The 12,690-nt window shown below is 43.0% G+C and carries 8 protein-coding genes and 1 pseudogene; 7 read left to right on the plus strand and 2 right to left on the minus strand.

Features of this window, described 5'->3' with window-relative positions; all coding sequences use genetic code 11:
* The first annotated feature begins 154 nt into the window (after positions 1-154).
* From AAEZ00_RS11290 to panP, 7 genes are all read left to right on the plus strand, one after another.
* The gene (locus tag AAEZ00_RS11290) at positions 155-2,119 is read left to right on the plus strand and encodes an OmcA/MtrC family decaheme c-type cytochrome (protein WP_124013404.1); all 1,965 of its coding nucleotides are present in this window, start codon (positions 155-157) and stop codon (positions 2,117-2,119) included.
* Between the two features lie 96 nt (positions 2,120-2,215).
* On the plus strand, positions 2,216-3,202 hold the full coding sequence (locus AAEZ00_RS11295) for a DmsE family decaheme c-type cytochrome (RefSeq protein WP_124013405.1): 987 nt from the start codon (positions 2,216-2,218) through the stop codon (positions 3,200-3,202).
* A 12-nt stretch (positions 3,203-3,214) separates the two neighbouring features.
* On the plus strand, positions 3,215-5,302 hold the full coding sequence (locus AAEZ00_RS11300) for an MtrB/PioB family decaheme-associated outer membrane protein (RefSeq protein WP_351088643.1): 2,088 nt from the start codon (positions 3,215-3,217) through the stop codon (positions 5,300-5,302).
* Between the two features lie 363 nt (positions 5,303-5,665).
* Complete coding sequence (locus tag AAEZ00_RS11305) at positions 5,666-6,823, plus strand: sugar diacid recognition domain-containing protein (RefSeq protein ID WP_124013407.1); 1,158 nt, start codon at positions 5,666-5,668, stop codon at positions 6,821-6,823.
* 130 nt (positions 6,824-6,953) lie between these two features.
* Positions 6,954-8,312: a GntP family permease gene (locus tag AAEZ00_RS11310; RefSeq protein ID WP_101030278.1), complete on the plus strand. Its 1,359-nt coding sequence runs from the start codon at positions 6,954-6,956 to the stop codon at positions 8,310-8,312.
* Positions 8,313-8,332: 20 nt separating this feature from the next.
* Positions 8,333-9,502 (plus strand): glycerate kinase family protein, encoded by a 1,170-nt coding sequence (locus tag AAEZ00_RS11315; protein WP_351088644.1) that lies wholly within the window; start codon positions 8,333-8,335, stop codon positions 9,500-9,502.
* Between the two features lie 372 nt (positions 9,503-9,874).
* On the plus strand, positions 9,875-11,515 hold the full coding sequence (gene panP, locus AAEZ00_RS11320; RefSeq protein WP_351088645.1) for a pyridoxal-dependent aspartate 1-decarboxylase PanP: 1,641 nt from the start codon (positions 9,875-9,877) through the stop codon (positions 11,513-11,515).
* A 299-nt stretch (positions 11,516-11,814) separates the two neighbouring features.
* On the opposite strand, the pseudogene AAEZ00_RS22420 reads toward panP, so the two are convergent.
* A pseudogene (locus AAEZ00_RS22420) lies at positions 11,815-12,048 on the minus strand (IS3 family transposase); the annotation flags it as partial.
* 88 nt (positions 12,049-12,136) lie between these two features.
* Positions 12,137-12,409: a hypothetical protein gene (locus tag AAEZ00_RS11330; protein WP_101030274.1), complete on the minus strand. Its 273-nt coding sequence runs from the start codon at positions 12,407-12,409 to the stop codon at positions 12,137-12,139.
* Positions 12,410-12,690 lie beyond the last annotated feature (281 nt).

Here is a 12,690-nt window from a genome sequence, read left to right on the forward strand (position 1 = left end):
GCCATCACACAATTACGTTCGCTTTAAAGACGAGTAGCGGTTTGTAACGTAATCTTAGTGTTGGGAAAATTAATTCCAACGTCAACTTAACTGAATAAGATAATTGCAGAACATACTGCCAGTAAGTTAGACGGATGACCTTTGCAGGGAAAACATGATGAATAAAAAATACACAAAAATGGCATTATTACTTGCTATGTCAGCATCAATGACAATGGTAGGTTGTGGCGGAGGCGATGATGGTGAAGCAGGTAATCCAGGCAACCCTAGTGGCGAGCCGGCTGCAGCGATTAACACGCTGAACTTAGATATTACCAAAGTCACTTATCAAGACGGCAAACCGACGATTGAAGTCTTTGCGACAAATGAACAAGACCTCCCAGTAGCTGGCCTTAAAGACTTTGAAGTTAAAAAAGTCGTTCAGCTCATTCCTGTTGGCGCAAGTGGCGCGGGTAATTCAGCCCAATGGCAATTTATTGGTTCAGAAAAAACCTTTACCGATCATGGTAATGGAAATTATAGCTTTAATGTCAATGTTGAAGGCTTTAATCCAGAGCTGACACAGCGCTATAACATCATTGCAAGTGCATCCACCTTGCAAGATGGCGTTACCGGTGTGCCGCGCACTGAAATCAGCGAAGATTTTGACGGTGAAGGCTTCGAAGCTAAATACACCAAAAACATTGTTAGCGGAGCCACTTGTAATACCTGCCATGCAAAGGGTGAAAGCATTTATCATAGCTACACTGATTTAGAAACCTGTACATCATGCCATACCAACGAACTGGCCATTGAAAAAGACAAGGTTCAAGATGAGTTTAGTCATTTGATCCATAATGTTCACAACAATGCCAAAATGTATGGTCGCAACATGGACAAGAGTGCTGAAACAGCACATGCCATAGTGCAAGATAATTGCACCACTTGTCATGTCGACTCTGAACAACTTAGCGAATCAAGTAACTGGACTCGCATTCCTACCATGGAAACCTGTTCAAGTTGTCATACCGATATTGACTTTAAAACCGGTCAAGGTCACTCACAACAAGTTGATAATTCAAATTGTGTTGCGTGCCATAATGCTAACTGGACAGAAGAGTTACACACTACGGCTTATACTCAGAAAAAAGCATTCATCGATTTATATGGCATGACAGCCACATTGACTGCTAATAAAACCAGCCCTGATGACAAATCAGCAACCTTATCGGTAACCATTTTAGATGCCAACGGTACGGCCATTGACGCCTCAAGCTTAGTCAGTAAAATTCAACGTCTTGAAACAAACACTAACGTTGGGCCTAACTTCCCAATTATGGGATATAAAGCTAGCCCAGGTAGTGGCTTAGCCAAAATCAGTAAAGACTTTATCACAGCGGGTCTGTTACAAACTGATGTAGTGATTGAATCAGGTAACTTGGTCTATAACATTGCATCACTGCCATTTGGCGCAGGCGACACAGATACCGCCTTTAGCTTTATTGGTCTTGAAATGTGTAACGACGGTATCCAAGCCATCGATTGCGCTGACGGCGTAGCGACCACCAGCATGAAAGCTGAGCTCACAGTAGGTACTTTCTCTGGCAACGCACCGAGCTATCGTCACATTGACTCGGTCAATTTTGGCTCGTGTGATAATTGTCATGGCGACACCTTTGAGTTGCATAAAGGTCACCATGCAGGCTTTGTGATGACCGAACAATTAGCTCGCGAGCTTAATGGCGAAGTCACTGTCGGTTTGGATGCTTGTGTGGTTTGTCACACACCTGACGGCACTTATGCTTCCGGTGCTAATCAAGGTGCGATTGAAATGAAATTGCACAGTGTTCATGGCGAGCAAGGCATTATCAAAGACTGTACCCAGTGTCACAATGACTTTAACCTTGATGCATTCAGAGTTAAAGGTGCACTAGCCACATCTGCAGGCCTTTATACCACCCCTATCACGGCGACATGTGCCTCATGTCATGGCTTTGACGAGATTAAACAACATGTTGAGCTCCAAGGTGGCGCAATTGTTAATGGTAGCTATCAAGAAGCCAATGATGCTGCGCAGTTAGAAACCTGTTTCTACTGCCATGCACCCACCATTGAAAACCACACACAAGTGAAACTTTAATTTGTTCATTGAGAGAGAAGCCCTGCTTCTCTCTCATGTTATGACTTATGTTATTAACCAATGACCATTTAAATGGACAAATTAGGAAGTCTACTTATGAAGACCACACATCAAATTAATACAATATTTTTAGCCCTACTCTGCCTCACCGCGTCGCTGTTGGTGTCGAATCCTGTACAGGCAGCAAAATGGGATGCCAACATGACGCCGGCCGAAGTTGAAGCCACGTTAGATAAAAAATTCGCCGAAGGAAAATACTCAACTAAAGGCGCTGACACTTGCTTAATGTGTCATAAAAGATCAGAAAAAGTCATGGCCATCTTTAAGGGTGCGCACGGCTCAATTGACTCTTCAAAAAGTCCAATGGCAGGATTACAGTGCGAAGCTTGTCACGGTCCATTAGGATCACATAATCGGGGTGGTAAAGAGCCTATGATTACGTTTGGCCCAACGTCTACACTCGCCGCAGATAAGCAAAACAGTGTGTGCATGAGTTGTCACCTCGACGACGAACGTGTTGCATGGGACAGTAGCCATCACGCCAATGCTGATGTGGCATGTGCATCTTGTCATAGCGTGCACGCTGAACACGACCCTATATTGTCAAAGCAAACTGAAGTGGAAGTGTGTACCAGTTGTCACACCAGACAAAAAGCCGACATGAATAAGCGTTCAAGTCATCCAATGAAATGGAATCAAATGACCTGTAGCGACTGTCATAACGCCCATGGCAGTATGAGTGACGCAGACCTTGTTCAACCCACGGTGAATGAAACCTGTTATTCATGTCACGCAGAGAAACGCGGCCCAAAGCTGTGGGAGCATGCACCCGTCACCGAAAATTGCGTCAATTGCCATAATCCTCACGGTTCGGTAAACGACGCCATGCTCAAAACTCGCGCGCCACAACTGTGCCAGCAATGTCATGCGAGTGACAATCATACAAGCAATGCTTATCTAGGCAACACCGACATGGGCTCAACGGTAAATGGTAATGCCTTTACTGGCGGGCGTAGCTGCTTGAATTGTCACAGCCAAGTACATGGTTCAAACCATCCGTCTGGTAAGTTACTGCAGCGCTAAGGAGCTAATATTATGAACACTAAATTAAACATCATCACCTTAGCGTTACTCACTAGCACCAGCTTTAGCCTTATGGCTGATGGTTATGGCCTAGCAAATGCTAAAACCGACAATATTAAATATGATGCTTGGAATTGTAAGGCTTGTGCTGTCGAAACAGGTACCACAGGAACTGTCGGTGTTGGTATTGGTTACAACAGTGAAGACGATATTCAATCAGCCAATGCATTTAATAGCAGCAATCAAACCGCGGGTAAAGTTGATGCCGATATAAAGTATCAAGGTGACAATGGCTACCAAGCAAAAGTTGTCGCAAATAACATGGGCATGGACAACGGTCGAATGGAGATTGATGCCGGTAAACTTGGATTATATCGCCTCAATCTAGGCTATCGATCCATTGCAACTTATCAAAGCAACAATGCATTGAGCCCTTATCAAAATATCGGCAGCGATAACCTGACACTAGCGGGTGATTGGGTAACCGCGGGTGCAAGTTCAGACATGCCAATGTTATATAACAGTTTAACCCCATTTGAACTGTCACTAAAACGTGAACTGGCTAGTCTAGGCTTTGAATATCAAACCGAATCATTATTCACGACCTACGTCAATTTTCAGCGCGAAGAGAAAACTGGAACCAAAATTGCTTCAGGCAGTTTCTTCAATCAATCTATGATGCTGGCAGAGCCGGTTGATTACACCACAGACATCTTAAACGCCGGGATTAAACTGCGCGGTGATAATTGGTTTACCAGCTTAAACTACAGTGGTTCTGTGTTTAGTAATAACCACCAACAGCTTGGCTTTGACAGTGCCTTTAATCCCACTTTTGGGGCTCAAACCCGAGGTTACATTGCACTCGACCCCGATAACGAAGCCCATACTATTTCACTAATGGGCCAATATAACGATTCCATCACTAGCTTGAGTGGTCGCTTACGCTTAGGCCAAATGACCCAAGATCAGCAATTAACCAGCTTAGGTTATAGCTATTCATTACCAGCTGACAGTATTGATGCCAAAGTCGACATCGCCGGCATGACATTGAAAGCGGTAACCAAACTGAGTCGTGCATGGCGTCTGACTGGCAGTTATGATTATAACGACAGAGAAAACAATACCAAAATTGAGCAATGGACCCAAATTAGTATTAACGATGTAACCGGCAAAGTGGTGTACAACACCCCTTATGATCACACTTCCCATCGAGCCAAATTATCAACCGACTATCGTATTAGTCATGATATTAAGCTTGATGCAGGTTATGACTTCAGACGAGACGAGCGCAGTAATCAAGGCAGAGAAACCACTGACGACAATAACGTTTGGGCGCGTTTACGCCTTAATAGTTTTGATATGTGGGATATGTGGCTTAAAGGTAGTTTCAGCAAAAGAGATGGTTCTGAATATCTAGCATCTGAATCGTCATCGGCAGAGCAAAATCCACTGCTACGCCGCTATTACATTGCCGACCGCGACCGCACCCAAGTTGAAGCACGCATCAACCACACACCTATGGATAACTTGAACATAGATTTTGGTGTACGCTACGCGTTTGATGACTATACCGACACTCAAATTGGCTTAACTGAATCAAAAGACACTAACTACGATATTAATATTAACTACATGATTAATAATGATATTAATATAAATACATTTTATAACCATCAAATCATAAAATCAGCTCAATCTGGTAGTGCTAATGTTAGTATCGCCACTTGGCAAGCCGATATTGAAGACACGGTCGATGTCGTTGGTGCTGGCTTAAGTTACAATAATTTAATGGATAGTCGTTTACGCCTAGGATTAGATTATACCTACTCTGACTCAGACAGTACTACCCAAGTCAGACAAGGTGTTAGTGGTGACTACGGTGACTATTTTGCCAAAGTACATAACATTAATGTCTATGCACAATATCAAGCGACAGACAAAATGTCCTTACGCATAGACTACAAAATGGAAAAGTACCTTGATAATGACGATGCCAATGATATCGAACCTGATACCATTTGGAACGTGATGAGTTTAGGCAACTTACAGCATGATTATACTGCACACATGATTATGCTTAACGTCCGTTATACTCTGTAAGTGAAATAACCGTCCTATAACGGGTTCACTCACACTGCACATTACGCCAACCTTATCCAGGTTGGCGTTTTTATATCACTTCAGATAATCCATGGATGGGAAAATGTTCGCGAATACTTGATTGAATAAAAACTTGCCACCAGGCCTTTGCTAACATTGCATTAACAAGGTGCATGGCTTGAGATTGAGTTTGGGCAAACTAATGTTTATCTTTCTTGTTCTTCATCTCTATTACCTCGTCTTTATCTCACAAGATGCGCCCTTCTTTTTACTTTTTGAACACATTTGTGGGTCAACAGCCTCCCAATACCTGACCAACATCAGGTATCATTCAGTACTGATATTTATTGCTTAGAGAACTTCATGTTTCAGATTGATACCCAAATTGCGGCTAAAATTGTCAACCGGACCATGAAAATTATTGGCCATAATATCAATGTTATGAATGCTCAAGCCGTTATATTGGGATCGGGCGAAGTCGATCGAATTGGCACCGTACATGAGGGCGCATTATTGGCTATCAGCCAAAATCGCAACGTTGAGATCAGTCAAACTATTGCCTCAAATCTACAAGGGGTAAAACCTGGACTTAATTTACCATTGCATTATCAAGGTCAAGTTGTCGGCGTTATCGGTATTACGGGCGAACCAGGCACATTAAGTCATTATGGCGAGCTGCTTAAAATGACCGCTGAAATGATTGTCGAGCAAGCTAATTTGCAAGAACAACTACAATGGCAAAATCGTCAAAAAGAAGAGTTTATTTCACAGCTTATTCATGCCACCGAACAAGACTTACCTTCATTAAAGCAATGGGCATTACAATTAGGTATCGATTTGAGCTTACCTCGAGTGGCCGCTATCATCGAACTCGACAGTAATAACCCCATGTACCAACAAGATAATCAAGCGTTAAAACAAGTACTGTCTTTATTACAGCATCCTGTACGAGATAATTTAATTGCGATGACTTCGTTAACCCAATTAGTTATTTTAAAACCCGCGTTTTTAGACGGTAAACAATTTGACCCTGAACTTGAAAATCAACGCATCAACAAATTACTCAAACGCTTGCCAGCAAACATGCAATTGAGCCTACATATTTCATTGGGCCATTATTTCAATGGTGATTTAGGCATCAGTTACTCTTACCGCACCGCCAAAGAAACCATGGATATTGGCAAAAAATTACACCCAACAAAAAGTAAATATTTATACCAGGATTACAGCTTACAGGTGCTTTTATCAGGCTTACGTCAACACTGGCGAGGTAATGCGCTTGCCGGACCCTACCTGAAACTCATTGAAGTGGACAAGAATCAACAATTACAAAAAACACTCACCGCTTATCTTGAACATATGGGTGACATACAAACCTGTGCTAACAGTTTGTTTATACATCGAAATACATTACGTTATCGATTAGATAAAATTCAAACCATCACCAATATCGATTTACACAGTTTTAATGGATTACTGAGTCTCTATTTAGGTCAGCTCATCCATCAGCCCAACACTTAACTGTGCATTAGCACAAAAAATGTCTCTTATAATGCATTTATCAGTGCGGATGAATAAAGTAATTTATCGGTAATAGTCTACTATGATGGGTCACTAAACCATTCTAATAAAAATAAATAACGAGTATTCTATGGGACTAATATTGATCTTACTCGGCGTGATTGCGTTCATCGTCATCGCCACTTCTACATTCAAACTACACCCTTTTTTAACCCTTATTTTAGCGTCGTTTTTAACGGCGTTTGCCTATGGCTTACCCAGCAATGAAATAGCGAAAACCATCACTGGCGGTTTTGGTGGCATTTTAGGCTATATCGGATTAGTTATTGTATTAGGTACCATTATTGGTACTATTCTCGAAAAAAGCGGCGCGGCAATTACCATGGCAGATGTTGTCATTAAACTGTTTGGCCAGCGCTTTCCAACCCTAACCATGTCAATGATTGGTTATTTGGTGTCGATCCCGGTTTTCTGTGATTCTGGTTTTGTTATTTTAAATTCATTGAAACAATCGATGGCTAACCGGATGAAAGTGTCGCAAGTAGCCATGAGTGTCGCGCTAGCAACGGGATTATATGCCACTCACACCTTTGTGCCACCTACCCCGGGTCCTATCGCAGCGGCGGGCAATCTAGGGCTTGAGTCACAACTAGGACTGGTCATTGCTGTCGGTGTGTTTGTTGCTGCTATAGCCGCTTTTGCAGGTATGCTATGGGCTAACCGTTTTGCCAACGAACAACCTGACGGCGAAGGTGCTGAAGAACTTAATGCACAACTACCAGACTTTGACGATCTGAAGCAGACATACGGCGAATTACCCAGCCCCCTCAAAGCATTTGCGCCTATTTTTGTGCCTATTATTTTTATCTGTTTAGGAACAGTGGCTAACTTCCCTTCAAAACCGCTTGATGAACAGGGGTTATTTAATTTATTAGTCTTTTTAGGACAACCTGTTAACGCCTTAATGATTGGCTTATTTTTATCTTTACCTCTGCTAAAGAGTAACCAGAAAATCAAAGAATTTAGCGAACGTATTAGCCAAGGCTTAGTGGTATCCGCGCCTATTTTATTGATCACCGGTGCTGGCGGTGCATTTGGCGCAGTATTAAAAGCCACTGAAATTGGTGCTTTTTTAGGCAGCAGTTTATCGGCTTTGGGCGTCGGTATTTTTATGCCCTTTATCGTTGCTGCCGCACTCAAATCAGCGCAAGGTTCATCCACTGTCGCATTAGTTGCAACATCTGCATTAGTGGCACCATTATTAGGCGATATTGGTTTAGCCTCCGAAATGGGCCGCGTACTCACGGTAATGGCCATTGGTGCAGGCGCAATGACCGTATCTCATGCTAATGACAGTTTCTTCTGGGTTGTTACTCAGTTTAGTCATATGAGTGTCAAGCAAGCTTACCGAGCCCAAACAATGGCAACCTTGGTCCAAGGGATCACGGCAATGATCACTGTTTACCTGCTAAGCTTATTTTTACTGTAACTTACTAAATAGAGCCTTCTATGAAAATCGTTATTGCACCTGATTCATTTAAAGAAAGCTTAAGCGCGCTTGAAGTGGCCAATGCCATCGAACAAGGCTTTAAGCTTATCTTCCCTGATGCACAGTATTGTAAAGTGCCAATGGCCGATGGCGGTGAAGGCACGGTACAAGCTATGGTCGATGCCACACAAGGGCAAATTATTAACCTAACAGTAACAGGTCCTTTAGGATTACCTGTTAACGCATTTTATGGTGTGTTAGGACAACTTAACGAGAATGGAAACCAAACCGCTATTATCGAAATGGCCGCTGCCTCTGGTTTACACCATGTGCCGTTAACCCAACGTAATCCGTTGTTGACCACCAGTTTTGGTACGGGTGAGTTAATTGCCGATGCATTAAACCGTGGGATCAAGCACATTATCCTCGGCCTTGGCGGCAGCGCGACTAATGATGCTGGCGCAGGAATGATGCAAGCCTTAGGCGTGAAACTAAGCGATATAGCTATGACGCCATTACCTTTTGGAGGCGCTGCGCTGACCACATTGCATCATGTAGATGTTCAATTGCTCCATCCTGCTATTAAGGATTGTGTTATCGAAGTCGCGTGTGATGTCGATAACCCGTTATGCGGACCTCGAGGTGCTAGTGCGATTTTTGGTCCTCAAAAAGGGGCGACGACAGAGATGATTGAGCAACTCGACCAAGCGCTAAGCCATTTTGCACACACCATAACCCAACAGCTGAGCCAATCCAATGATGCTCATTGCCGCTTACATCCAGGTGCCGGCGCTGCTGGTGGCATGGGGTTTGGCGTAATGACAATCTTAAACGCAACCTTAAAACCTGGGGTCGATATCGTCACTAAAAGCGTTAAACTGGCACAGTATTGTCACAATGCCGACTTAGTCATTACGGGTGAAGGCCGCATTGACGGTCAAACAGTATTTGGTAAAACCCCAATGGGAGTATTGAATATCGCTAAGCAACAAAATGTTCCCGTTATTGGTATTTCCGGATGTCTTGGCCCAAATGCCGATGCTATTTTAGCCCAAGGCATGCATGCTATTTTCCCGATCATCCCTGCGCTACAACCATTAGAGCAAGTCTTGTCTGAAGCACAAGTTAACCTCACTAATACTGCCCGCAATATTGCTGCTATTTTATCGCTTTCATTTACTAAAAAGTAATCATATACGGCACAAATAGCCACAGGTGTTTGTGCCGTATATGCAATGCTAACATGCTGTACCCTAGGGGATACTGACCTCAGCAGGTCCATTTTGCGGCGGCTTTGCAAGGTATTAACGCAGCGTCACTAAAGAGGCACACATTACCTAGCGATTTAAACACGTATACCACGAACCGAATTCGACCACAAAAATTAAGACGCTGCGGGAATTTATTGAACTTAATCATCAGCAATAACACGATAAATACTTGAAGCGGAACCAGCCATACAGTAAAGTTAGCACCCTCATTTCATCCTGAAGGTGCGGCGTTAATCGTAAAGCATCAGTCAACGCTAACAGGATGGAGTTTTCATCATTACGGCAAGCAAAATGACTTCGAAAATCCCCCGTAAAGCAAGCGCTTCAGAAGACAGTTTACTGCGCATTTTTACCGCGCCTGAAGCTTCAACCTCGACGTTGAGCATTATTGAGCAGAAATTGTCACAAGATCTTGCTGGTTTTTTAGGCAACAGCATCGCCGCACTGGAAAAGCCTCTTTCAGAAATTGAAACCGATTTTAACGCTTATCAGATCCCCTCTGATCCTAAATTTGTCTCTGATTATGCAGACGAAATCATGCAAAATTTAGTCGCGCATTCAGTCCATACCGCGGCGCCCAGTTTTATTGGTCATATGACCTCTGCATTACCTTATTTTGTGTTGCCGTTGTCGAAGATCATGGTGGGGCTGAACCAAAATCTGGTTAAAATCGAGACATCAAAAGCTTTTACTCCGTTAGAGCGCCAAGTATTAGGCATGATGCATCATTTGGTGTATCAACAATCAGATGATTTTTATCATCAATGGATGCACAGCGCTAATCATTCGCTCGGGGCATTTTGCTCAGGGGGCACCGTTGCTAACATTACCGCACTGTGGATTGCCCGAAACCGCTTATTACAACCTAGCGGCGAATTTAAAGGCATTACTCGTGAAGGAATGACTAAAGCACTTCGCTTTTATGGCTATGATGACCTTGCCATTTTAGTGTCCGATCGGGGGCATTATTCTTTGGGTAAGAGCGCAGACTTATTAGGTATTGGCCGAGATAATATCATTAGCATAGCAACGGATGAACATCATAAGGTCGATGTTGTCGCGATGCGTGAGACCGCGGCTAAACTGGCACAGCAGAATATTAAAGTGATGGCTATTGTGGGCGTAGCCGGCACGACCGAAACCGGTAATGTGGATCCCTTAACAGAATTGGCCGCTTTGGCCCGCGAATTAAATTGTCACTTCCATGTTGATGCAGCATGGGGCGGCGCCAGTTTATTATCCAACAAATATCGTCACCTGCTTAACGGCATTGAGTTAGCAGACTCCGTCACTATCGACGCCCATAAACAAATGTACGTCCCTATGGGTGCGGGTATGGTGTTATTTAAAGACCCTGAACTGGCCAACTCCATTGTCCATCATGCTGAATATATCTTACGAGTAGGTTCAAAAGATTTAGGCAGTCATACGCTTGAAGGCTCACGTCCTGGTATGGCAATGCTAGTACATGCATGCCTACAGATTATTGGTAGAGATGGTTATGAGATCCTCATTAATAATAGCCTAGAAAAAGCCCTTTATTTTGCCTCAATCATCGACCGTCATGTCGATTTTGAGTTAGTCACTGCGCCTGAGTTATGTTTGCTGACCTATCGTTATGTTCCAAAATCAGTACAAGCAATACTGACAAAGGCAATATCGAACAATGACACCGAATTGGTGCTAAAAATTAACGAGCTACTGGATGGATTAACCCAATTTATTCAAAAGTATCAACGCGAACAAGGCAAATCATTTGTGTCACGGACGCGGATTAAACCGGCAAAATACTTCCGCCAACAAACGACAGTATTTAGAGTGGTACTGGCCAACCCGCTAACCAGCCATCAAATTTTACATGACGTACTGACAGAACAAGTTGAGATAGCCGCATTAGACAGCGAATACTTACCCCAGTTGTTGGCGTTATAGCGCTGACTTATCTATAACCATGATTTTTATAGGGTCGATTTAACTTGATGTTTATCTACAGGTAAGAGAGAAGATCTGTTTGTCAGTTGCGATGCATATCGCTCTTGTTTTCTTTTCGTTTCCATACGCGTTTTCTAGGTCGATAGCTAAGCGGAATTCGAAACGACCGTCTTCATATCGATACGTCTCGTTACTTTCACTTCTGAGAAGCGGGAAGTCGACGCCGTAAGAAGATGAACGTTTGATAGCCACACGACATATTCGTTACGTGTATTTCATGCCTTCATTCTTTATTCTGCTCAAGTGGAACCGGACACCTTACTGTGTGATTTTTCATAGCTGATTGGTGTTAAATCACCAAGTGTTGTATGCAAGCGTTAATGGTTGTAATAGCGTATATATTCCTCAACATCTCGCTTCATGGATCCTCGAGTCAAATGCACTACATTTAACAGCCATTCATGCTTCACACTGCCAAAGAATAGCTCTACAACAGCATTATCTAAACAGGCTCCAACACTATTCATCGAAGATATAAATCCAACATCTTTCTTTATACTTTTCGATGAGACCCCGATAATGTCACTTATCGGGATTAACAGGACAGGAATTTATGGGTTGCTATTGATCTTCCATCCAATCAATATTCGGTAGTGCATCCAAATGCTGGCCATAACGTATTTCGTTAAAAGAGGAACCATTTTTCATGACATCGAAAACTTCGATAGCCAACGCGCACGCCATCCATTGAATCGCTTCTTCACGCGGTGTACCTGTCATGACTAAACGCATCAAGGTTTCTTTTACCTTTTTGGGTTCACTGTCGGCGATTTGATTTTCGACTACTTCAATTAGTGTTTCTTCAGTCATGTAACTGTCTTGCTGCTTATCCATTATAACGACTCTGTTAAGTACTTAGCGCCATTATGCCGGAAGCATGGTGCAAGCAATAGATTAAACTCCGAATTATTCGAGCCTTGCAGTCAATAACGTAAATTTAGGGCAGAGTAAGATTTATCTGTGCTCATAATCTGATTGGATTTTGTACGCCGCAATGCATTTTTTTTGAGCTGACAATATCATCGACTAACACTTAAAGGTCGGATAAGCGGCACCTGTTACCAAGTGCCGCTCTCCTAAGAACCGTACGTGCAACTTTCACTGCATACGGCTCA

This window comes from Shewanella sp. S1-49-MNA-CIBAN-0167, from assembly GCF_040310145.1.
In the GTDB taxonomy this organism is placed as follows: Bacteria; Pseudomonadota; Gammaproteobacteria; order Enterobacterales; family Shewanellaceae; genus Shewanella; species Shewanella psychromarinicola.